Source organism: Corynebacterium sp. HMSC076D02 (assembly GCF_001813815.1).
In the GTDB taxonomy this organism is placed as follows: Bacteria; Actinomycetota; Actinomycetes; order Mycobacteriales; family Mycobacteriaceae; genus Corynebacterium; species Corynebacterium simulans.
This window is the reverse complement of sequence record NZ_KV814037.1, coordinates 163,970-186,302: the sequence shown is the minus strand read 5'-3', so window position 1 is coordinate 186,302 and position 22,333 is coordinate 163,970. Positions and strand designations below refer to the sequence as shown.

Annotated in this window: 17 protein-coding genes and 1 pseudogene; 13 read left to right on the top strand and 5 right to left on the bottom strand. The window is 60.8% G+C overall.

Features of this window, described 5'->3' with window-relative positions; translation table 11 throughout:
- Positions 1 to 162: 162 nt before the first annotated feature.
- The 5 genes from HMPREF2935_RS01615 (at position 163) to HMPREF2935_RS01595 (ending at position 7,444) form a co-directional block, all read left to right on the top strand.
- Positions 163 to 2,169: a hypothetical protein gene (locus tag HMPREF2935_RS01615; RefSeq protein WP_070731702.1), complete on the top strand. Its 2,007-nt coding sequence runs from the start codon at positions 163 to 165 to the stop codon at positions 2,167 to 2,169.
- Positions 2,170 to 2,205: 36 nt separating this feature from the next.
- Positions 2,206 to 2,508: a rhodanese-like domain-containing protein gene (locus tag HMPREF2935_RS01610; protein ID WP_070497955.1), complete on the top strand. Its 303-nt coding sequence runs from the start codon at positions 2,206 to 2,208 to the stop codon at positions 2,506 to 2,508.
- Positions 2,509 to 2,643: 135 nt separating this feature from the next.
- Positions 2,644 to 2,973, top strand: coding sequence for a type II toxin-antitoxin system HicB family antitoxin (locus HMPREF2935_RS01605; protein ID WP_062037092.1), 330 nt, complete (start codon positions 2,644 to 2,646; stop codon positions 2,971 to 2,973).
- Positions 2,974 to 3,034: 61 nt separating this feature from the next.
- A complete protein-coding gene (locus HMPREF2935_RS01600; RefSeq protein WP_062037089.1) occupies positions 3,035 to 3,493 on the top strand; it encodes a MarR family winged helix-turn-helix transcriptional regulator in 459 nt (152 codons plus the stop codon).
- Positions 3,494 to 7,444, top strand: a complete 3,951-nt coding sequence (locus HMPREF2935_RS01595; RefSeq protein ID WP_070731701.1) for a Pls/PosA family non-ribosomal peptide synthetase — start codon at positions 3,494 to 3,496, stop codon at positions 7,442 to 7,444. It abuts the gene before it with no gap.
- A gap of 221 nt (positions 7,445 to 7,665) precedes the next feature.
- On the opposite strand, the gene ppk2 is transcribed toward HMPREF2935_RS01595, so the two are convergent.
- The 5 genes from ppk2 to HMPREF2935_RS01575 all read right to left on the bottom strand — a co-directional run bounded on the left by ppk2 (position 7,666) and on the right by HMPREF2935_RS01575 (position 13,755).
- A complete protein-coding gene (ppk2, locus tag HMPREF2935_RS01590; RefSeq protein WP_061924765.1) occupies positions 7,666 to 8,565 on the bottom strand; it encodes a polyphosphate kinase 2 in 900 nt (299 codons plus the stop codon).
- A gap of 151 nt (positions 8,566 to 8,716) precedes the next feature.
- Complete coding sequence (locus tag HMPREF2935_RS12920) at positions 8,717 to 8,884, bottom strand: porin (RefSeq protein ID WP_141748324.1); 168 nt, start codon at positions 8,882 to 8,884, stop codon at positions 8,717 to 8,719.
- Between the two features lie 64 nt (positions 8,885 to 8,948).
- A complete protein-coding gene (locus HMPREF2935_RS01585) occupies positions 8,949 to 9,134 on the bottom strand; it encodes a PorH family porin (RefSeq protein WP_070731700.1) in 186 nt (61 codons plus the stop codon).
- A gap of 669 nt (positions 9,135 to 9,803) precedes the next feature.
- On the bottom strand, positions 9,804 to 11,450 hold the full coding sequence (groL, locus tag HMPREF2935_RS01580; RefSeq protein WP_070731699.1) for a chaperonin GroEL: 1,647 nt from the start codon (positions 11,448 to 11,450) through the stop codon (positions 9,804 to 9,806).
- Between the two features lie 283 nt (positions 11,451 to 11,733).
- Entirely contained in the window at positions 11,734 to 13,755 is a 2,022-nt protein-coding gene (locus HMPREF2935_RS01575; RefSeq protein ID WP_083313155.1) for an OPT family oligopeptide transporter, read from the bottom strand.
- 184 nt (positions 13,756 to 13,939) lie between these two features.
- On the opposite strand from HMPREF2935_RS01575, the gene HMPREF2935_RS01570 reads away from it, so the two are divergent.
- From HMPREF2935_RS01570 to HMPREF2935_RS01535, 8 genes and pseudogenes are all read left to right on the top strand, one after another.
- Positions 13,940 to 15,322: a dipeptidase gene (locus HMPREF2935_RS01570; RefSeq protein WP_061924878.1), complete on the top strand. Its 1,383-nt coding sequence runs from the start codon at positions 13,940 to 13,942 to the stop codon at positions 15,320 to 15,322.
- A 394-nt stretch (positions 15,323 to 15,716) separates the two neighbouring features.
- Positions 15,717 to 18,662 carry a Na+/H+ antiporter subunit A gene (locus HMPREF2935_RS01565; RefSeq protein ID WP_061924776.1) on the top strand — a complete coding sequence of 982 codons (2,946 nt, stop codon included), beginning with the start codon at positions 15,717 to 15,719 and terminating at the stop codon, positions 18,660 to 18,662.
- A gap of 2 nt (positions 18,663 to 18,664) precedes the next feature.
- Positions 18,665 to 19,165, top strand: coding sequence for a Na(+)/H(+) antiporter subunit C (locus HMPREF2935_RS01560; protein WP_061924779.1), 501 nt, complete (start codon positions 18,665 to 18,667; stop codon positions 19,163 to 19,165).
- Positions 19,158 to 20,930 (top strand): Na+/H+ antiporter subunit D, encoded by a 1,773-nt coding sequence (locus HMPREF2935_RS01555; RefSeq protein WP_070731698.1) that lies wholly within the window; start codon positions 19,158 to 19,160, stop codon positions 20,928 to 20,930. Before HMPREF2935_RS01560 ends, HMPREF2935_RS01555 begins: the two co-directional genes overlap by 8 nt.
- Entirely contained in the window at positions 20,930 to 21,448 is a 519-nt protein-coding gene (locus HMPREF2935_RS01550) for a Na+/H+ antiporter subunit E (RefSeq protein ID WP_070731697.1), read from the top strand. Before HMPREF2935_RS01555 ends, HMPREF2935_RS01550 begins: the two co-directional genes overlap by 1 nt.
- Positions 21,448 to 21,720, top strand: a complete 273-nt coding sequence (locus HMPREF2935_RS01545; protein ID WP_061924789.1) for a monovalent cation/H+ antiporter complex subunit F — start codon at positions 21,448 to 21,450, stop codon at positions 21,718 to 21,720. The genes HMPREF2935_RS01550 and HMPREF2935_RS01545 overlap by 1 nt, the downstream gene beginning before the upstream one ends.
- Positions 21,720 to 22,100, top strand: a complete 381-nt coding sequence (locus HMPREF2935_RS01540; protein ID WP_061924793.1) for a monovalent cation/H(+) antiporter subunit G — start codon at positions 21,720 to 21,722, stop codon at positions 22,098 to 22,100. The genes HMPREF2935_RS01545 and HMPREF2935_RS01540 overlap by 1 nt, the downstream gene beginning before the upstream one ends.
- Before the next feature lie 19 nt (positions 22,101 to 22,119).
- Positions 22,120 to 22,333: pseudogene (locus HMPREF2935_RS01535) on the top strand (hypothetical protein); the annotation flags it as partial.

Genomic DNA, 22,333 nt, shown 5'->3' with positions numbered 1-22,333 from the left:
GCGCATTGGCTTGGGCGACATCCATCCTTCACGGGTTCCGTTGATTGTCCTGTTCCAGCGCACTCCCAGCAGCCGCTCAGGCAGATGTGACCCAGGTCGCCTACGATCGCTTTCAGTCTCAGAACTACAACCGCACCCCAACCTCGGAAGGAACCCACCGCTATGGAGCTGCAGCTCAACTTCGTGCACGTCGACGCCGACATGATCTCGGATCATGATTTCCTGTTGAACTCGCTTCAGAGCCAGGGGCTGGAGGCCTTTCGGACCTTCGACCCGAAGATGGAGGAGGTTGCGGCGGCACTGACGGAAATCTTCGGTCAGGAATTCCCGGCGCATTCGGCCATTACGGTAACGGTGGAATCGGGCAACCTGGAGCTGCAGGACCGGCTCACCAAGTTGGCTTACCTGCACGGCCTCGTGGTCTTCCTCGGGACCACGGACATCTTGGTCAACGCGACGGGCATCGACATCAGTAGCGACGGGCTCGCATCGATGACCAACTCCATGGGCACGGTGTGGCGGCAGGTCAGCAGGGAAACGGTGGACCGCGCGTTCGAGGATGCGCTTCGCCTTCCCGTCGGCGAGCAGACCTGGGTGCAGGTCATCAACCACGGCTCGGACTCCTACGGCTACGGGGTGGACATGTCCATGCGCCTGCTAGCAAACGGGCGCTGTGAGATGGTGTGGACCAGCCTTCCCGCCGCAGATGCTGCGCCAGTATTCCGCAGTCTTACTGTTGGCACCTACGAGGAGGCCCGGGAACTCCTCCTATCCTTTAGTGACCATAACCCGCTGATTGCGGAGCTCGACTGGGAGCCGTTGGCCCAGCGCCCGCAGAAGAACTTCCTTGACGCCGGGTTCCGCCACGAGCTTCCGTGGCGCCGGCTGGACGCGGTGAAGGAGCTTCCTGTGGGCGTGATGGTCCACCTGCACGCCTGGCCCACGATGTCGCTGGCGTACGGACGGAATGCACAGGGACAGTGGGCGGCGAAGGCCTACGATCACCTGGGCACCGAGAACGTGCAAACGTTCGACATCGCAGACGAGGCCATCGCGGTAGCGGAACACTATCTCAATGGGAACGGAGAGACCTTCTTTGAGATTTTCCCCGCCTCGTCGGTCTCCGATCCGGCACCGTACACCACGGTCACTGCCATGGAGCTGCCTGAGCGCGAGGAGCAGTGGACTGAAGCATCGCTCTGCATGATGCACCGCATCCGCGCTGACCACAATGACGAGCCCAGCCCCCGGATACAGCAGTTCATTTCTGCGGTAAACGCCAAGCTGGGAAATGAAATCCTGCTTGCCGAGGAACACGTCGAGCCCCACGCCCTCACCCGGTTGCTCATCCCCGCCGAGGTCACGGCGGTCACCCTAGAGCGGCTAACCCACGTGGCCTCGAACTACGGCGTCTCCCTGGTGGTGGATGACACCATGGCGCTGTACAACCCGTCGGGGCGGGCTTTGCCCAATGCAGAGAAGTGCACGTTGACGCTGCTATCCGGGAATCGCTACGTCAATAGTTGGGAGACCACTACGCCGTCGGCAGTAACGGAAGCGGCGCTGCGTCTGTTCCCGGGCTGGAGGCTTAAGGTCATGTCCGGGCGGAATGTGGACTTTCAGGAGCGCTACGCCCTCGAAGTGCAGCAGCAGGATGGGGGATTTCAAGTGAACCTGGCCGCCCCCGACAGCGGCCTTTACACAATTCCCGATATCCCTCTCCCCTACGCGTTGGAGATGATTGTTGAGTTCACCTACGGTCCGGCGCAGATGGTTGACAAGGTGAATTGGGAGCGCAGCCACACGCCCGCAGATGTGAGCGAAGAAGAGCGCTTCGTGCTCAGCGGCACCCTTACTGGCCGAAACCCGTACATCTTTGACGACAGGCTTCTTAACGCCGTCCGGGACGAGGGCCTCTCGGAGGTCGGCACTTGGGCAGTGGTCCATGACCGGCTGGTCCCTGGCGACTACTGCCAGGTCGACCGTGTGGAGCCCGCAGAAACAGGAGCAGCGCGCTACCTCGTCGAATGGGGCCACAACAACGGTGAGGAGGAAAGCTTCCAGATGCTCCTTGAGGACATCGACGAAGCCTTGTCCCTCCTTGAGCGGTTTGTGAACGGAGACCGCGCAGAGTTTGAAGCTCTTCCATGGACGCGACGAGTGGAGTAGCAACACTAGGCCCTCCGCGTGACTAGGGTATGGGGCATGAGAAACGTAACGCCACAAGAAGTACCTGAGAACGCCCAGCTTATCGACGTCCGCGAGGACCACGAGTGGAACACCGAGCATGCTCAAGGCGCCACGCACATTCCGATGGGCGAACTTGTCGAGCGCCTCGACGAGATTGACTCGGACCGCGATGTCTACGTCATCTGCCACCTTGGCGGGCGCAGCATGCAGGTATGCCAGTACTTGGAGCACACCAAGGGCTGGGACGTCATCAACGTCGAGGGCGGAACGGATGGTTGGAAGGCCCAAGGTTGTCCCATGGTTTACCCCACACAGTAGTGGTACCATTTACGGTACCACTACTGTGTGGTTTCAAAGATAGAAAAGATCCTCATCAAGATGCGGACTTCTCGGAATAATGTTCGCTTCTCTGAGCTGCAACTTGAGTGCGACTTCTATTTCTAGGAGCAGACCATGAACCTCGCAGACAAATACACCTACCAAACCGCGTGGTCCGAAGAGGATGGAGAATTCGTTGCCACAGTCCTAGAGTTCCCCTCCTTGTCATGGCTCGACTCCACTGCAGCTACCGCTGAGTCCGAGCTGCGCAGCATCGTCGAAGAAACTCTAGAAGATATGCAACGCAACAATGAGCAAGCCCCAGAACCTTTTGGCCAACGCAGCTTTTCCGGAAAGTTCAACCTTCGCATCCCTCAATCGCTCCACCGGAGCCTCACCATTGAAGCGGAGCGAGAGGGCGTATCCCTTAACACCCTCATTGTTCAGAAGCTAGCCTCGGCGTAAAACTAATGGGCCATAACCCATAATTTAGGTGTTCCGCCGTAGGCGCGTTAGGATCATCGGCATGCCTTCATTGAATTCTATTTCCATCCCTACCGCGCTCCTAGAGTCTCCTTCCTTCCAGCTGGAGCGCCTCCGCCGCCGCACCCGCGACGGCGTCGAGCAAGCGCTCAGCACCCGGCAGACCACCATCCGCGAGTACTGGGTACTTACCTGCCTCGTCGATGGTGACGTTGCTTCCCAGTCCGCGCTCTCCGAGACCCTCGCGATCGACGCCTCCGACATGGTGCGCCTCATCGATTCCCTGGAGGAGCGCAACTGGGCCAAGCGCGAGCGCGACCCGAAGGATCGCCGCCGTCAGATCGTGGCTTCCACCAAGAAAGGCGTGAAGGCCCACAAGGAGCTCGCGGAGCTCGTCGCCGCAGCCGAGGACGAAGCCCTCGACGAGTCCACCTCCAAGCAGCTCAAGCACCTGCGCAAGCTGGCCCGCGCCATCATGTCTTCAAGCGAGGGTGATGCTTAAATGGCGGAAGAGGACGCTAGTACCGGGCGCCACGCGCTGCCCGAAGACCTTTTAGATTCCCGGCAGCCCGGCGCGGGCTTCGTGCATGTTCCGGAGCAATACCTGTTGCGGGATCGCGCGCCGCGCGAGCGCACACTGTGGGACATCGTGCAAACCACTGCAGAGCTAAACCCGGACGCCGCCGCGCTTGACGACGGCGAGGTGCTCACCTACTCAGAGCTCATCACCGATGTCCAGGCATGGGCCGCCGAGCTGCAGGCCAACGGCGTCTGCCGCGGCGACCGCATCGGCATCCGCATGACCTCCGGCAAGCGAGAGCTCTATCTCGCGATTCTGGCCACCTTGGCTGCGGGCGCGGCCTATGTGCCGGTCGACGCAGACGATCCCGACGAGCGCGCCGAGATGGTCTTTGGCGAGGCCGACATCGATGGCCTGTTTACGGATGAGGGCTTCCGATCGCTGCGTTCAGCTGAGCGCGTAGGAAAGGACGCCCACCAGGGTGCACCGACGCCGGATGACACCGCGTGGATCATCTTTACCTCCGGTTCCACGGGCAAGCCGAAGGGCGTGGCCGTCACCCACCGCTCCGCGGCCGCTTTCGTGGATGCCGAGGCCGCACTGTTTTTGGTCGATCACCCACATGGCCCGCTGGGCCCCGACGACCGTGTGCTAGCCGGGCTGTCAGTGGCATTCGACGCTTCTTGTGAGGAGATGTGGCTGGCCTGGGGCCACGGTGCCTGCCTGGTGCCGGCGCCACGCTCTTTGGTGCGCTCCGGCATGGACCTAGGCCCGTGGCTCATCCGCCGCGACATCACGGTTGTTTCCACGGTGCCGACCTTGGCGGGCCTGTGGCCGGCAGAGGCGCTGGACAATATCCGCCTGCTCATCGTCGGCGGCGAGGCCTGTTCCCAGGAGCTGGTAGACCGCCTGGCAACAGACGAGCGTGAGATGTGGAATACATACGGCCCGACGGAGGCGACGGTCGTCGCTTGTGCCCAGCGCATGGTGCCGGGCCAGCCGGTTTCCATCGGCTTGCCTTTGAACGGCTGGGACTTGGTGGTCGTGGATAAGCAAGGCTTCCCGGTGAGCGTGGGCGAAGTCGGCGAGCTGGTTATCGGCGGCGTCGGCTTGGCTCGCTACTTGGATCCGGCAAAGGATGCGGAAAAGTACGCGCCGCTGGACTCTATGGCGTGGGAGCGCGCGTACCGCACGGGCGACCACGTCCGTCTGGAGGAAGACGGCCTGTATTTCGTGGGTCGTATCGATGATCAGGTCAAGATTGGCGGCCGGCGCATCGAGCTCGGCGAGGTCGAAGCCAACGTGGCGGCCCTGCCGAACGTCTATAACTCCGCGGTGGCAGTGCAGAAGACGCCGGGCGGCGAGTCCGTGCTGGTGGGCTACGTTTCCTTGGAGGATGAGGCGAAGGGCTTTGACGAAAAAACCGCGCACGAGCGTCTGGCCGAGACCATGCCGGCTGCACTTGTCCCGCGCATCTGCGTGATGGAAGAGCTGCCGGTGCGCACCTCAGGCAAGGTGGATAAGAAAGCCCTGCCGTGGCCACTTCCAGGCGTTGGTGTGGAGGCCGCGGGCCTTACCCAGACCGAGCAGTGGCTGGCGCAACTGTGGGTGGAAACGCTGGGCGTTTCCGTCTCGGATGAGAACGCGGACTTCTTCGCCCTGGGCGGTACCTCCCTGGCCGCGGCGACGTTGGTAGGCCGCATCCGTGAGCGCTACCCCACCGTGGCGGTGCGTGACCTCTACGACCACCCGCGCCTAGGCTCGCTGGCCGAGCACATCGGCGGCGTCGAGGAGCGGCCTTCGGCTGCGCCCAAACGCACGATGCGCAAGGTGGGCATGGGCACGCGCGTGGTGCAGACGCTCATCCAGATTCCGGTGATGACCTTGGCTGCGACTTCGTGGCTGACCTGGCTGCTGCTTGGCTCGAATGTGGCGAACGCGCTCGGTGCGGATTGGGCGCTGACTACCCCGTGGTGGCTGGTTGCCGTCATGGTGGTGCTCTTTGCGACTCCGATTGGCCGCATCCCGATAGGCGGCATCGGCGCGCGCCTTATCACTGCGGGAATCAAGCCGGGCGACTACCCGCGCGGAGGCTCGGCGCACCTGCGCATTTGGGCCGCGGAGCGCTGGGCTGATGCCTCGGGCTCGCGCTCGATTGCGGGCGCGACGTGGGTGAACAACTACGCGCGCCTACTCGGCGTGAAGATTGGCCGCGGCGTTGACCTGCACTCTCTTCCCCCGGTGACGGGCCTGCTCAAGTTGGGTGACCACGCGGCTATCGAGCCGGAAGTGGATCTTTCTGGCTACTGGCTCGACGGCGACGTACTGCACGTTGGCGCCATCAACATTGGCGAAGGCGCGCGCGTTGGTGCGCGATCTACCCTGCTGCCGGGCACCAATGTGGGCAAGTACGCCCACGTGGAGGCCGGCTCCACGGTCACGGCTCGAAAGAAGATCAAGGACGGTCAGCGCTGGTCCGGTTCGCCTGCCAAGAAGGTAGGCCGCTCCAAGCACCGCTTCCCCGCCGAGCCGCCGAAGCGCCGCCCGTGGTGGGTTGCGTTCTACGGCGCAACGTCGATCCTGCTGGCCATCCAGCCGGTGGTAGCTCTCGCTGTGGGCGCGGCCGTCGTTGTCGCAGGCCTTAGCATGACCGCGGGCAACGACTTCATCGGCTCGATCTTCTTCGCGCCGCTAGGCGCACTGGCGGCATTCGCCTGCTTCATGGCGCAGACCTGGCTGGGCGTGCGGATTCTGTCCATCGGCCTCAAGCCTGGCGTGGCTCCGGTACGGTCTGCTGCCGGCTGGCGCCTGTGGTCCGTTGAGCGTCTCATGGACGAAGCCCGCACGACGCTCTTCCCGCTCTACGCCTCGCAGCTAACCCCGACGTGGCTGCGCTCGCTGGGCGCGAAGATCGGCAAAGACGTGGAGATTTCCACAGCAGTGATGATTCCGAAGCTGACGGACATCAAGGACGGCGCCTTCCTAGCCGACGACACGATGATCGGCGGCTACGAGCTGGGCGGCGGCTGGATGCTCACGGGTGAGACCAAGGTGGGCAAGCGCTCCTTCGTGGGCAACTCCGGCATCACGGGCCCGGGCCGCAAGCTAGGTAAGAACTCGCTGGTTGCGGTGCTCTCCTCGACGCCGAAGAAGTCCAAGTCGGGCTCGAACTGGTGGGGTTCGCCGCCGGAGCGCATGCGCCGCGTGGAGGCCAGCGTTGAGGGCGTACAGGGCGAGTCCCTGACCTATAACCCTGGCTTCGGAGTGAAGGCGGCCCGCGGTCTCGTTGAGACCATGCGCCTGCTCGCGCCGATGACCTCGGCGATGCTGCTGGCAGCAACGTTAGCCACCATGTACGTGCTCGTGGATAACTACGGTGTGGGCCTTGCCTGGGCTGTCTCTGGACTGCTGCTTATGGCAATTGGCGCGGTCAGCATGGCTATCACCGTGGCCGTGAAGTGGATCTGCGTGGGCAAGCACCGCGCGGCCGACCACCCACTGTGGTCCGCGTTCGTGTGGCTCAACGAGCTGCAGGACACCTTCGTTGAGGCCGTCGCGGCGCCGTGGTTCTTCCAGCACACGCTGGGCACTGGGGAGATCAATCTCGGCCTGCGCGCGCTGGGCGTAAAGATCGGCGCGGGCGCCTGGATCGATTCCTACTGGTTCCCGGAGACGGATCTCTGTTACGTGGGCAAGGGCGCTTCCGTGGGCCCCGGCACCGTGGTGCAGACCCACCTCTTCCAGGACCGCGTTATGAGCTTGGATACCGTCACCATCGAAGACGGCGCGACCCTTGCTGCCCACTCGGTCGCACTGCCAGCATCGCTGCTTGGCGACGCCGGCACCGTCGGCCCCGGCTCGCTCGTCATGCGCGGCGACCGCGTGCCCGCCAACTCCGTATGGCAGGGCAATCCAATTGAGCCGTGGGACTAGGCCCGGCCTGCCGCCGATTATCCTCTGCGGAATTGGCTGCAGCGGCATTTTTCGCCGGCTTGCCTGCCTAGATGCCATATCGTGGGAAGATTCAACCGCCACCATCGTAGGCCCCACGATTTGGTACTTAGGGCGATGGGGCGCAAAGCAAAAGGCTGGATGCATCGTGCGTCCAGCCTTCGGCTTTAGAGCCAACCTAGGGCCTCACGGCGAAACTAACGTTAGTCACCAATTTGGTCACGGCCGCGCATAACGATGAGCGGGTCAGGCTCGCCGACCAGTTCATGGTCCTTGTTGGTGTATTCGAACTTGGAGAGCACGTAGCGCATAGCGTTAATGCGGGCGCGCTTCTTGTCGTTGGACTTGATGGTGATCCACGGCGATTCTTCAGTATCCGTGTAGCGGAACTGCTCCTCCTTCGCAGAGGTGTAGTCGTCCCACTTGTCGAGGGACGCCAGGTCCATCGGGGAAAGCTTCCACTGACGCACTGGGTCAATTTGACGAATAGCGAAGCGGGTGCGCTGCTCCTTACGAGTAACGGAGAACCACAGCTTGGTCAGGGAAATACCGGAACCAAGAATCATGTTCTCGAGCATTGGCACCTCGCGCAGGAACTCTGCGTGCTGGGACTCGGTACAAAAGCCCATGACGCGCTCGACGCCGGAGCGGTTGTACCAGGAGCGGTCGAAGAAGACGATTTCGCCGCCTGCTGGGAAGTGCTGAATGTAGCGCTGGAAGTACCAGGAGGTGGACTCACGCGGGGAGGGCTTTTCCAGTGCGACGGTGCGCGCACCACGCGGGTTCAGGTGCTCGTTGAAGCGCTTGATGGTGCCACCCTTGCCAGCGGCGTCACGGCCCTCAAACAAGATGATGTGGCGCTGGCCGGTTTCTTTGGTCCAGTTCTGCCACTTCAGCAGCTCGATTTGGAGCGCACGCTTGGTGGCCTCATACTCATCACGCGTCATGCGCTCTTCGTAAGGGTAGTTCTCTCGCCAGGTATCGATGGGGGAACCGTCCGGCATGATCAGCGCCGGGTCATCCTCATCAGAATCATCGACGACGTAGCCGTCGGTCTTAGCAAGGTCGATCTCGGGAAGTTCGTCGTCTTTAATATCAGCCATACTTAAAAGTTTACCGGTCACCCAACTATTCGGCGCGTTAAATTACACTGCAACTCTACCGATTTACCCCTAAGGTCTCCCCCACCCAGACATAGCAAAAGAGCCCCACCTAAAGGTGAGGCTCTTAGAAATCGCTTACGCGAAGATGCTCTTAGGCAATCAGGCCGATGAGCTTTGCGGCAGCCTCAGCGATGTCAGCGAACTGACCCATAAGGTCGAAGATGAAGCCGAAGACGCCATCGGAGGACAGGGTGGACCACTGGTCAGCAACGGTCTGTGCGTTCTCAGCTGCGGCGGTATCGAAGTTATCGTGGTTCATTTTGAACTCCTTAAGTTCTTAAAGGTGTTGTCAACTTAGGCGATGCTACCCAAGCCGTTGAAATTTACTGCTCGAAAATGGAGGAGGTGGTTGCAGCAGCGGTCTCAGCTGGGATGAAACCATCCTGACCCGGGGTTGCAAAATCGACGACGAACTTCAGAACGTTAGCGAAGCCCTGGAGCACCTTGGTCCAGTTCTCCCAGGTGGTAGCAAAGTTCTCGAGGTGGGTCTGAATCATGGAGAGGTCCATAATGAACTCCTTGGATAGGTTTCGGGTATTTACACCCGAGGGTATTGCGGATTTGCAGACACCCTCTGTGGGCGTCACAAGTAACTATTTTGCCACACAGCGCTCAAAGATCAATCCGAAACTCTCGAGTTTTTAAATCTCGGGAAAGCTCCCCACAGTTCCCAACCGTCACTTTATACACAGCATACTCCAAGTCATTTCTTACTCGAAAGTTAATTAGAATGCCCCTTACCAGCGGGTTTTCTGACGATAGACAGAAATGATCAAATTCTTTGGAAAAAGTGTGTAACAAACATCAGAAACCCCCCGATGGACACGGTCCAAAATTCAGAAATTCAGCGGAAAATCGGTTCCAAAATTGCCCCAATGCGGGGGTGTACCAAAGACCTCAGATTGGCCGTTTTCGCTTTCGCCCGGAGTTCCAGGCAGTCAAATAGAGGCGAAGGCGCAACCAATCAACCGCCATTCAGCCTCAAAAATGGGCCGCTAGCTGTGAAAATTGTTGTCTAGTGTGAAAGTTGAGGTTTGGAATCACACTTTTCATCTTTCCGTGTAGCGACACGCGAAAGCGCCCTACGAGAGACGTTCTTTATCTCACGTAGGGCGCCTTAAATCGACAACATCTAGCTCGCACGGAGCTACATGGACGCCTTTCGAGGTTTGGCGCTATTAGAAGCCCATGCCGCCCATAGCGTCAGCGTCAGGCATGCCAGCGCCTGCACCAGCAGGCTGCGGCTTGTCAGCAACGACAGCCTCAGTGGTCAGGAAGAGCGCTGCGATGGAAGCAGCGTTCTGCAGTGCGGAGCGGGTGACCTTGACCGGGTCATTGATGCCAGCGGACATCAGGTCAACGTACTCGCCGGTAGCTGCATTCAGGCCCTCGCCTGCTGGCAGGGATGCAACCTTGTCAGCAACAACGCCCGGCTCCAGGCCAGCGTTGTGAGCAATCTGCTTCAGCGGGGCAGACAGTGCCTCACGAACGATCTTGACGCCGGTTGCTTCGTCACCGGTCAGGTCATTCAACGCATCCAGAGCGGAGGCAGCCTGCAGGAGGGCGACGCCACCGCCGGCAACGATGCCCTCTTCAACGGCAGCCTTTGCGTTGCGGACTGCGTCCTCAATGCGGTGCTTGCGCTCCTTGAGCTCCACCTCAGTTGCAGCGCCGACCTTCAGGACAGCAACGCCGCCAGCCAGCTTGGCCAGGCGCTCCTGCAGCTTCTCACGGTCGTAATCAGAATCGGAGTTCTCAATCTCAGCGCGGATCTGCTTGATACGGCCGTCGATCTGCTCCTGGTTGCCAGCACCCTGGACGATGGTGGTGTCATCCTTGGTAACAACAACCTTGCGTGCCTGGCCGAGGTACTCAATCTCAGCGGTCTCGAGGGAAAGGCCAACCTCTTCGGAGATGACCTGGCCGCCGGTCAGGATAGCCATATCCTGCAGAGTAGCCTTGCGGCGGTCGCCGAAGCCCGGAGCCTTAACAGCAACGGACTTGAAGGTGCCACGGATCTTGTTCACGACGAGGGTGGACAGTGCTTCGCCCTCAACGTCCTCGGCAATGATCAGCAACGGCTTGCCGGTCTGCATGACCTTCTCCAGCAGCGGAACGAGGTCCTTGATGTTAGAGATCTTGGAAGAAACCAGCAGGATGTACGGATCCTCGAGGACTGCCTCCTGGCGCTCCATGTCGGTTGCAAAGTAGCCGGAGATGTAGCCCTTGTCGAAGCGCATGCCCTCGGTTACCTCGAGGTCCACGCCGAAGGTGTTGGACTCTTCAACGGTGATAACGGAGTCCTTGTTCACGGAGCCGTTACCCACGGTGTACATAGCCTCAGCGATCTTGGCGCCGATTGCCGGGTCAGCGGCGGAGATACCAGCGGTGGTAGCGATCTCTTCCTGGGTCTCAATCTCCTTAGCGGAAGAAAGCAGGGAGTCAACGACTGCCTTGGTAGCGGTCTCGATGCCACGCTTGATGCCCATCGGGTTGGAGCCTGCTGCAACGTTGCGCAGACCCTCGCGTACGAGCGCCTGTGCCAGAACGGTAGCGGTGGTGGTGCCGTCACCGGCAACATCGTCAGTCCTCTTTGCTACTTCCTTAACCAACTCAGCGCCGATCTTCTCATAAGGATCTTCCAGCTCGATCTCGCGAGCGATGGAGACGCCATCGTTGGTGATGGTCGGAGCGCCCCAGGACTTCTCCAGGACGACGTTACGGCCCTTCGGGCCGAGGGTGACCTTTACTGCGTCGGCCAGCGTGTTCAGACCACGCTCAAGGCCGCGACGTGCCTCTTCATCGAAAGCAATAAGCTTTGCCATTGTGTTTGTGCTCCTTGATTTGTTTAGGACGACACTCACGTCTGTATCTATACGGACGCCCGCGACGGCACGGCTGGTGAGTGTTAACCAGCCTCAACCACATAGATGAGATTTTCTGGCACTTACCCGGTGGGAGTGCTAGCGACCATTCTGACACTCGACTACTACGAGTGCAAGGAAAGACACGAACACCCTCCAGTACGTTCGCTGTGAGCGTTCTAGAGGGCGTTCGTGTCAGAAATTAGGTTGCGGAGTTTACTGAGTTCTTCGCATTTTCGCGGTTCTACTCGGCCTTCTTCACCTTCTTGGCGGTCCAACGGTAAATAAAGCCCAGCACTGTGATGAACAGGATGAGGCCGAAGACGTTAGCGGAGGTGCCACCTTCGAAGATCTCCAGCGGGGACTCGCCGCCGGCTGCCGCGATGATGGCAGCATTGACCACGCCGAACAGAGACTCACCAACGATGAGGCCGGTTGCCAGCAAGGTACCCATGCGCTTGGAGAAATCCGGGTTAGCCTGCCTTGCCGCCCACTTGTCGTAGAAGTAACCCAGGATTGCGCCAATCGGGATGATGATGGTCAGCGCGGCCGGAAGATACATGCCCATGCCCACGGCCAGCGGGGACAGGGAGAACTTCTTGGTGGTCTTACGCAGAACCTCATCAATAACAATAAGAACCGCGCCGATGACGGCACCGGTGAAGATAAGGCTCCAATCCAGGGAGTTATCGAAAATGCCCGATGCCACCGAAGACATCAGCGCAGCTTGCGGGGCAGCGAGAGCGTCCTCCCCCGCGCCTTCCATGCCTTGGAAGCCGAAGCCGTTGAGCATGATCTGCAGGATCGGGGGAATGACAACGGAGCCGAAAAGGACGCCAATAATCAGCGCAACCTGCTGCTTCCACGGTGTCGCGCCGACGAGCTGACCGGTCTTCAGGTCCTGCAGGTTGTCATTCGAAATCGTGGCGATGCCGAAGACGATGGCCGCGGTGAAGAGGGTATAAGCCACCAGCGAAAGCGGGTCCGCGCTGCTGCCGCGAGTTACCGCGGCAATCAGCAGCGAGGCAGCCAGCACGGCGATGATGCCAACGGAAGAAATCGGCGAGTTAGACGCACCAATCAGCCCCGCCATGTAGCCGCACACGGAAGCGACGATGAGGCCAACCAGCAAGGTAAACAGCACCGAGACCGTAATCAGCACGCCCATGTGCTCGTGGATATCCGTGCCGCGTACGAAGTCCCACAGCAGCAGCGCAATCGGAACCATCAAGATGACGATGGTGCCAAGCACGTACGGGAACGGGATGTCACGCTCGGAGACGTCGACGGTGTGGCCTTCCTTGCGCTTGCGGGAGGAAGCCAGAGACTCAGAAATGCCCTTGATGATCGGGCCGGTGATCTTGATCAGCGTCCAGATCGCGGCGATGGCCATGGCACCGACACCGATGAAGCGGATCTCGCCGGAGAAAACGGAATCGACGGTATCAGCCAGCGCAGTGGCGTCCAGGCCAGAGACGTCGCCCGCAGTGTGCATCGGCAGCAGGAAGAAGTAGGAAATGATGACGCCGATGAGCATGGCAAAGCCGACAGCCGGGCCAACGAGGTGGCCCACACCGATAAGAGCCAGCGACAGCGAAGTACCCAAGGTGGTGGCACCAGAACCCAGCTTGAAGTAGGTCGAGACTGAGGAGGCTGCAGCCTTCATCGCAGCCAACAGCGCCATCACCGCGGAGATAACACCGCCAACCAAGATGACGCGCAAGCCCTGGGCGTTTTCTTCCGCAGCGACTTCCGACGCACCGTTACCATCGCCTACCTTGAGAACCTCAGCGGCGGCAACGCCCTCCGGGTAGGGCAGGTCAGAGCTGGTAATCAGCGCGCGGCGCAGCGGGATCGAGTACATTACGCCGAGCACGCCACCGATGGCGCAGACAGCTGCGGTCTCCCAGAAACTAAATCCCTTCCAGTAACCCACCATGACCAGGCCCGGCAGGACGAAGATGATGGCAGAAAGAGTGCCGGCCGCAGAAGCGATGGTCTGCACAATGTTGTTTTCTTTGACATTGTGCCCGGCAAAGCGACGCAGCACAGCCATAGAAATAACGGCTGCCGGAATCGAGGTGGCGAAGGTCAGGCCGACCTTGAGGCCGAGATAGACGTTGGCTGCGGTAAAGACCAACGTGATGAGTCCGCCGATTAGGATGCCGCGCAGCGTCAGCTCGCGCAAAGAACTTGCATCATTGTCTGTTGCCCCTGGTGAGTGGGACGCAGAAGCGGGGGAAGCCTGGACGGCGTCGTGTGCCATGCCGAGACCTTTCTAACGAGAAACCAATGTGAAGGTATGTGTATTTAATTATCGGAATTAAATATTCTTAGAACTCTAGTTCACCCGGGCACGATCTCAAACGTTCAGGCAATACTAATTTTCGGACAGGTTCCCCAAACAGCACCTGGCGTGCGTGTCCAAGCCTGCGAGTATGTTGGACAACATGACTGCTATTTCTGACTACATCGCAAATGATCGCGCGAATATCTTCGCGCAGCTCAAAGAACTCGTTTCTTTCAACTCCGTACACAACGAGCCGGGCCTCGAGGAAGAAGCCCAGAAGGCAGCGCAGTGGGTTGAGAAGACCCTTACTGACGCCGGCGTCAAGGTCGAGGCGGTGAAGACTGCGGACGGTTCTACCGCGCTCGTCGGCAAGCGCGCCGGCAAAGAGGGTGCCAAGACCGTCCTGCTTTACTCCCACTACGACGTAGTCCCGGTCGGCCCACGCGAGCCATGGGAATCTGACCCGCTGACCCTGACCGAGCGCACTGCACCTTCCGGCGATACCCGCTGGTACGGCCGCGGCGCGGCAGACTGCAAGGGCAACATCGCCATGCACCTGGCCGCCCTGCGCGCTATCGATGCAAACGGTGGCACCGACCTCAACCTGACCTTCCTCATCGAGGGTTCTGAGGAACGCGGCGGCGAGGGCCTGTCCGCACTCATCGAGGAGCGCCCGGAGCTTTTCGCTGCCGACGCCATCCTCATCGCCGATGCCGGCAACGCCAAGGCTGGCCAGCCCACGCTGACCACCTCCCTGCGCGGCGGCGCGCAGATTTATGTCCAGGTAGACACCCTCGAAGCCGGCGTACACTCCGGCCAGTTCGGCGGCGCCGCTCCAGATGCCGTTAAGGCGCTGATGCGCGCACTCGATTCCCTGAGCGACGAGCACGGACGCACCACTATCGACGGCGTCGATTGCGCCGGCACCTGGCCTCTGGCTGAGGGCCAGACCACCGCTTATAAGCCGGAAGATTTCCGTACCGACGCGCAGATGCTTGAGGGCACCGAAATCATGGGCTCACAAGATCCGGCCGGCGCCACCGAAATCGCTGACATGATCTGGGCACGCCCGGCCGTAACCGTCACCGGTTTTACCTCTACCCCAGTTACCGAGGCCGTCAATGCCGTTCCAGCTACCGCCGCTGCAAAACTGAACCTGCGCACCCCGGCCACCATGGATCCGCGCGCCACCGCCGAGGCAGTTGCCGAGCACCTGAAGAACCACGTTCCGTGGGGCGCTCACATCAAGGTCGACATTCTGGAGGCCAACCGCGGTTTCGAGACCGATCCTACAAAGCCAGCCGCAGCGCTGCTCGGCGAGTGCCTGGCTGAGGCATACGGCACTGCGACCAGCTCCCAGGGCATGGGCGGTTCCATCCCGCTGACCGTGGAGCTGCAGGAAAAGCACCCGAACGCAGAGATCGCGCTTTTCGGCGTGGAGGATCCACAGGCCACCATCCACTCGGCAAACGAGTCCGTCGATCCAAACGAGATCGAAAAGATCGCCACCGCCGAGGCTTATTTCCTCCAGCGCTTCGCCTAATCGCGCGGCAGACCGCACAGCAGACGCTGTGGCTGCGTTGAACTCGTGGGGCTATTGAGGCTGTGTTCAGCCAAAATAGCCCCATATAATAAATAGCCCCATATAATACTGCCTGATTAAAAATCAGTGACTTTTGCTGGTTATGCCGGTATAGTGGCCGTATTGGCTGCGCCAAATGTGATACGCCCCCTACTTTCTTTTAAGGCAGGGCGTTGACGCTGCCAGCGGCACCCCTCTAGTGGGGTTTCCTTTTCACAGTGGTTCATCAACCAGGTCTTTTCGGTGGCCTAGATGTCTTCATCGGCGCATGCTCGATTTCGTGTACACACAACGTCGCACGTGCGCCTAAAAATGCTCGCGCGTCTCCATCTTGCAAAGGAGATCCGGCTTAACTGTGATAGCAGTGCTGAGTGCTCTAATTCTGGCCACAGTCCTCGCGCCATTTTTGATCTATTACTTGGGCAGGCCTGCCTTCGGCATTCTTGCCATCGCCCCGGGCGCGGGTTTTTTCTGGGTACTCAGCCAGCTGACAAACTCCACGTTCAATGACGGCAACTCGCTGCAGTACAACCTGAAATGGATGCCGGACGCCAACCTCAACATCACCCTGCGGATGGATGGGCTATCGGCGCTATTTAGCCTCATCATCTTAGGTATGGGCGCGCTCGTGCTTTTGTACTGCTGGGGCTACTTCGACCAAACCCGGCGGCGCCTTGCGATGTTTGGCGCGCAGATGACTGCCTTTGCCACCGCCATGTTTGGCTTGGTGGTTTCAGACAACATCTTGATGATGTACGTCTTCTGGGAAATCACTTCCCTGCTTTCCTTCCTCCTCGTTAGCTACTACGGAGAACGAGCTTCCTCGAGGCGTGCGGCCCAGCAGGCATTGATGATCACCACCCTGGGCGGCCTGGCGATGCTCATGGGCATCATTTTGCTGGGCCGACAGACCGGCCAGTGGACCTTCAGCGCACTCGCAGATTTCGAGCAGATCACACAGACGCCTTATATCACGATCGCTATCGTCCTGATCCTGGCCGGTGCGATCAGCAAGTCCGCCATCGCTCCCGCCCATTTCTGGCTGCCCGGCGCCATGGCAGCGCCGACACCGGTTTCGGCCTACCTACACTCCGCGGCAATGGTGAAGGCGGGTATTTACTTGGTCACCCGCCTCGCCCCTGAGCTGCATGAGGTCGCCACCTGGCATCTCGTCCTCATTCCGCTGGGTCTATTCACCATGCTGTTGGGCGGCTGGATGGCGCTCAAGCAACGCGACCTCAAGCTGATTCTGGCCTATGGCACCGTCTCCCAGCTGGGTTTTATCACCTCCATCGTGGCCATCGGCTCCCGCGAGGCGCTGCAAGCAGGCCTGGCACTGACCTTCGCACACTCGCTGTTCAAGGCTGCTTTGTTCATGATTGTCGGCGCCATCGACCATGCCTCGGGCACACGCGACATCGCCAAGCTTTCCGGCCTTGGCCGCGCTAAACCGGGACTGTATCTGCTGGCCATCATCCCCGCGCTGTCCATGGCTGGTATCCCACCGCTGCTGGGATTCGTGGCCAAGGAGGCAACGCTGGAGGCCATCCTCCACGAGTCCCTCCTCGTAGGAATGCCGCGCAACATGCTGCTCGTCGGCGTCGTGGTGGGCTCTATGCTCACCATGGCTTATGCGCTACGTTTCCTGTGGGGCGCCTTCGCCGTAAAGAAGGATAAAGACGGCGAGCGTCTGGGCACCTCCGAAGCCGTGGAGAACATGCATGCGCTCGCCCCGCTGCTGTGGATTCCGCCGGCAATCTTGACCGCGCTGACCATCTTCTTGGGCCTGCAGCCAAACCCGCTTTCCCTCGGCATCAACCAGCACCTGGACAATCTCTTCGGCCACCACGAGCACACCCACCTAGCGCTGTGGCACGGCATCACCATCCCGCTGGGCCTGTCGCTGCTCATCGTGGTGGTGGGATTCATCGTGCACTGGCAGCGCAATGTGGTGGCCAAGTGGCAGTTCCAGTACCCGGCGCTGGGCTCAGCCGACGCCGCCTACGATTCCGTGCTCCAGGCGTTGCGCACCCTCTCGCTGCGCACCACCGCCTCCACCCAGCGCGGTTCGCTGCAGATGAACATGTCCATCATCTTCGGCACGCTCATGATCCTGCCGGTCATCATGCTGATCCGCGGCGATCTGACCAACGTGCACATGGAAGTCGCGGAAAACCCATGGCAGATAGTCGCCGCCGTCATCATCATGGTCGCGGCAATTGCGGCCACGGTGACCGATAACCGCCTCTCCGGCGTCATCATCGTCGGCGTGACCGGCTATGGTCTGTCCTTCATCTTCGCCCTGCACGGCGCACCGGATTTGGCGCTAACCCAGCTGCTCGTGGAGACCATCATCATGGTGCTGTTCATGCTGGTGCTGCGCCGCATGCCGGCAAACACCGATTGGAAGCAAGACCCCAAGGTCTCGCGCCTGCGCGCCTGGCTTGCCGTTGGCGTTGGCCTTAGCGTGACCTTGGTGGGCATGTTCTCCATCAATGCCCGTCGCAGCGAGTCCATCTCCACCTTCATGCCGGAGCTGGCCAAGGAAATCGGCCACGGCGCAAACACCGTCAACGTGCTGCTGGTGGACCTGCGTGCGTGGGATACCTTCGGCGAGATCACCGTCCTGGTCATCGCGGCCACCGGCATCGCCTCGCTGATCTACCGCACCCAGTCCTTTACCCGCTCCTCGCGGCGTCCTACGCTGCGCGTGACCGGGCGTCGCTGGCTGGCAGCCGGTGCGGAATCCGAGCAGGCGCTGAACCGTTCGCTCATGGTGGACGTCACCACGCGCTTGCTCTTCCCCTCAATGATTGCACTTTCGCTCTACTTCTACTTCTCTGGCCACAACGCGCCGGGCGGCGGTTTCGCCGGTGGCCTGGTGGCCGCGCTCGCGCTCATCCTGCGCTACCTCGCCGGCGGCCGCGCGGAGCTCGATGAGGCACTGCCAATCGACGGCGGGCGCACCATGGGCACCGGCCTGCTGATTTCGATCGCCTCGGTGGTAGTCCCCTTTGCCTTCGGCCATCCGCCGCTGACCACCGGCTACACCAAGCTGCCGGTGCCGCTGGTGGGCGATGTCTCACTACCTTCGGCCTTGGTCTTCGACGCCGGGGTCTACCTCATCGTCGTGGGGCTCACGCTCTACATCCTGAACTCGCTGGGCGCCAAGCTCGACGAGGAAGAGGACATGCGTAAGCAGCGCGCCCGCGACCGCGCCCGCTCCCTCGCGCGCCGCCAGCGCAACCGCGCCACGGCGCAATCCGCAAGCCGAACAATGACCTCCGGAAAGGAGAAATAAACATGGAAGCAAACCTGTTCCTTCTCCTCGCCGCGGGCGTGCTGTGCGGTACCGGCGTCTACCTCATGCTGGACCGCGCGATGACCAAGATGCTGCTGGGCATTTTGCTGCTCGGTAACGGCGCTAACCTGCTCATGCTGCAGGCCGGCGGCAAGGCGGGTTCGCCGCCTATCGACGGCCGCGAGACCGCCCAGTATGGCGATCAAATCGCCGATCCCTTGGCCCAAGGCATGATTCTGACGGCCATCGTCATTTCCATGGCACTGACCGGCTTCATCCTGACCCTGGCCTACCGCCAGTACCGCTACCGCACCGCCGACGTCATTGAGGATGACGCGGAAGATACCGCGATTGCAGCGATGGCCACCCGCCCTGGCAACGCCGCGGCGGCACCGGACCACGATGCTTCCAATGACCCAACCACCGGCCGCGCCACCAAGCAGGGCGACGCCTTTGGCCCCAACTTTTTCGAAGAGCCAGTAAAGGAGGCAAACGATGACTGAGACGCTGCTTCCGCTGGTTAACTTCCTGCTGCCCTATACCGGCTTCCTCATCCCCATGCCGGTGATAATCCCGGCACTGGCTGCGGCCCTGACCATGCTGTGCGCACGCTTTACCGGCGTGCAGCGCCAGATCGCATTCTTCTCGCTGCTGTTGCTCGCCGCCGCGAACGCACTGCTGATCTTCATCGCCGATACGGCCGGCATTCAAACGCTCCAGGTGGGCGGCTGGGACGCGCCGGTGGGCATCACGCTGGTGGCTGACCGCCTTTCCGCCGTGATGCTGTTTACCTCGTCCGTAGTGCTGTTTTCGGTGATGTGGTACGCCATCTCGCAGGGTATTCGCGACGGTTCCAAGGACGAGCCGGTAGCGGTCTTCCTGCCCACGTACATGCTGCTGACCATGGGCGTGAACGTGTCCTTCTTGGCAGGCGATCTCTTCAACCTCTACGTCGGCTTTGAGATCTTCCTCGTGGCTTCCTACGTGCTGCTGACGCTGGGCGCTTCCCCGGCGCGCGTGCGCGCGGGCGTGGGCTACGTGATGGTCTCGATGGCTTCCTCGCTGATCTTCGTGCTGGCGCTGGGCTATATCTACGCCGCGGTCGGCACCATGAACATGGCGCAGATCGGCATGCGCATGGAGGAAATCCCGGCCGGTACCCGCACCGCTATTTTCTCGGTGCTGCTCATCGCCTTCGGCATCAAAGCCGCCGTCTTCCCGCTGGAGGCGTGGCTGCCGGACTCCTACCCCACCGCACCTTCGCTGGTGACGGCAGTCTTCGCGGGCTTGCTCACCAAGGTCGGCGTCTACGCGATTATTCGCGCCCGCACCTCCATTTTCACCGCTGGCGGGCTGGACCAGCTGCTCATGTGGGTTGCTCTCGCCACGATGCTGGTGGGTATCTTGGGCGCCATCGCGCAGTCCGACATCAAGCGCCTTTTGTCATTTACCTTGGTCAGCCACATCGGCTACATGATTTTCGGTGTCTCGCTGGGCACTGCCGAGGGCCTGTCCGGTGCCATCTTCTACGCCGTGCACCACATTCTGGTCCAGACCGCACTATTCCTGGTGGTCGGCCTCATCGAGCGCCAGGCCGGCACCTCTTCCCTGCGGCGCCTGGGCTCGCTGATTTATACCGCTCCGCTCATCGCCATCTTGTATTTCATTCCGGCGATGAACCTGGGCGGCATCCCGCCATTTTCCGGATTCCTAGGCAAGGTCATCCTCCTGCAGGCCGGCGCCAACGAGGGTTCCTGGCAGGTCTGGGTGGTCATCGGCGGTGCCGTAGTGACCTCCCTGCTTACCCTCTACGTCATGGTTTTGGTCTGGTCCAAGGGCTTCCTGCGTGACCGCGCCGACGCCCCGGAAGGCAACATCGTGCTGGCGCATCCATCGCCGCTTTCCGACGTCACGGATGTCGTCGAATTCGACGAGCGCCAAGACGTCGGCCGCGTGCCCTTTGGCATGCTGGCTTCCACCTGCCTGCTGGTGCTGGCCTCGGTGTCCATCACCTTCCTGGCCGGCCCGATCTCCGGCGTGACCAGCCGCGCCGCCGAGTCTGCGCAGGATGATTCCATCTACCGCTACGCGGTCCTGGGCGATAACGCAGATAACCCCACCCGGCACAAGAACCAGAAGGATCGCTACACCAACGAGCAGGATTCTTTTGAAGTACGCCGTGGGCCCATCAAGGACCCAGCTCCGGCGGTAGAAACTGCGCCTCAGGAACAGCCCAAATCACAACCCACCGAAAGCGAGGCGAAGTAATGAAATTTGCTGGACTCCGCCACCGCTTCCGCCCCTGGTTTATCGCGTGGATCACCGCCATGTGGTGCCTACTCATGGGCGCAGTCACCGTAGCCAACCTAGTTGGCGGACTACTGGTGGGCCTGTTCGTGGTGCTTGCGCTGCCACTGCCGGCCATGCCGATTGCCGAGCTGAAGGTCTCCTGGGGCAAGCTAGCCCTATTCATGGTGGGCTGGACCATCGACCTATTCCACGCCTCTTTAAAGGTGGCCTGGCTGGCGGTGCGCCCGCAAGATCCACCAAAGACGGCCATCCTCGAGCTGCCGATGCGCCTGGACAGCGAGTTTATCTTGTCTCTGGCGGTTAGCCTGTACAACCTGCAGCCAGGCGGCACGGTGACCGATATCGACATCGCCAACCGTATGCTGACCATCCACATCCTGGACGCGGCGTCGGAAGCCGCTATAGAGCGCGAAATCGCGAACGTCGCGGGGCTCGAAGCAAGCATGATTGAGATTTTTGAAAGGAGCCACCCCTAATGGATCCCCAGCTTTATGACATTCTTCTGGGCGTTGCCGCCGGCATCTTGGTCGTGGCCTTCCTGATTACCACTTGGCGGATTATCACCGGCCCGAATTCGCTGGACCGCCTGGTGGGCATGGACGGGTTCGTGGCCATGTTCCAATGCGCGATGGCCGCCTATATTTGTTGGACGCTGAACACCTCGGTGGTCTCCGCGATGTTGGTCGTGGCCCTTTTGGGATTTATCTCCACCGTGTCTGTCACCAGATTCCGAAAGAGGGATGCCTAGTGAGCTATCACCTTTTCGCCGACATCATCTCGATCATCTTGATCCTCGCCGGTGCGCTTTTGGTGCTGGCCGCCGCGATCGGCGTCGCGCGCTTTCCCGACACCATGTCGCGCGTGCATGCCATTTCTAAGCCGCAAACGACCGGTCTCATCTTGAGCATCCTGGGGGCATTCTTCCGCGTCACCGGCGCAGATTCCTTCGGCCCAGCAGAGCGTGGTGATCTGGGAATCCTGTTGTTGCTGGTACTGTTTGCCATGATTACGAGTCCCGTTACGGCGCAGCGCACTTCCCGAATCGCGCGCCGCGAGGGCCTCTACGGGTCGCCGGAACTGATGTCCCGAAACGACAAACCAGCAACCCGTGCTTTGCGTAAAAAATAACCTTTGAAGGGAACAGCAGGTGAAAAAGCTCTACGGCTTGCCCACGTTGGCTACTGTCCTGACGGCCTTCGCCGCCTTCGTGATTTACCGCTTCAACGTCTCGGATGAGCGCGGGCGCGCCTTCTTTGGCAGGATTCCTTTCGACCTGAAGATCTACCAGCTCGCCGGCGCCGACGTGAAGGCGGGCGGCGATCTTTACGACGCCCCGTATATCCACAACTTTCCTTTCACCT

Coding starts and splice junctions, on each gene's coding strand:
- HMPREF2935_RS01545 (WP_061924789.1), top strand. CDS start 21,448: ATGGATCCCCAGCTTTATGACATTCTTCTGGGCGTTGCCGCCGGCATC.
- HMPREF2935_RS01550 (WP_070731697.1), top strand. CDS start 20,930: ATGAAATTTGCTGGACTCCGCCACCGCTTCCGCCCCTGGTTTATCGCG.
- HMPREF2935_RS12920 (WP_141748324.1), bottom strand. CDS start 8,884: ATGAACCACGATAACTTCGATACCGCCGCAGCTGAGAACGCACAGACC.
- groL (WP_070731699.1), bottom strand. CDS start 11,450: ATGGCAAAGCTTATTGCTTTCGATGAAGAGGCACGTCGCGGCCTTGAG.
- HMPREF2935_RS01610 (WP_070497955.1), top strand. CDS start 2,206: ATGAGAAACGTAACGCCACAAGAAGTACCTGAGAACGCCCAGCTTATC.
- HMPREF2935_RS01615 (WP_070731702.1), top strand. CDS start 163: ATGGAGCTGCAGCTCAACTTCGTGCACGTCGACGCCGACATGATCTCG.
- HMPREF2935_RS01555 (WP_070731698.1), top strand. CDS start 19,158: ATGACTGAGACGCTGCTTCCGCTGGTTAACTTCCTGCTGCCCTATACC.
- HMPREF2935_RS01570 (WP_061924878.1), top strand. CDS start 13,940: ATGACTGCTATTTCTGACTACATCGCAAATGATCGCGCGAATATCTTC.
- HMPREF2935_RS01560 (WP_061924779.1), top strand. CDS start 18,665: ATGGAAGCAAACCTGTTCCTTCTCCTCGCCGCGGGCGTGCTGTGCGGT.
- ppk2 (WP_061924765.1), bottom strand. CDS start 8,565: ATGGCTGATATTAAAGACGACGAACTTCCCGAGATCGACCTTGCTAAG.
- HMPREF2935_RS01575 (WP_083313155.1), bottom strand. CDS start 13,755: ATGGCACACGACGCCGTCCAGGCTTCCCCCGCTTCTGCGTCCCACTCA.
- HMPREF2935_RS01595 (WP_070731701.1), top strand. CDS start 3,494: ATGGCGGAAGAGGACGCTAGTACCGGGCGCCACGCGCTGCCCGAAGAC.
- HMPREF2935_RS01605 (WP_062037092.1), top strand. CDS start 2,644: ATGAACCTCGCAGACAAATACACCTACCAAACCGCGTGGTCCGAAGAG.
- HMPREF2935_RS01585 (WP_070731700.1), bottom strand. CDS start 9,134: ATGGACCTCTCCATGATTCAGACCCACCTCGAGAACTTTGCTACCACC.
- HMPREF2935_RS01600 (WP_062037089.1), top strand. CDS start 3,035: ATGCCTTCATTGAATTCTATTTCCATCCCTACCGCGCTCCTAGAGTCT.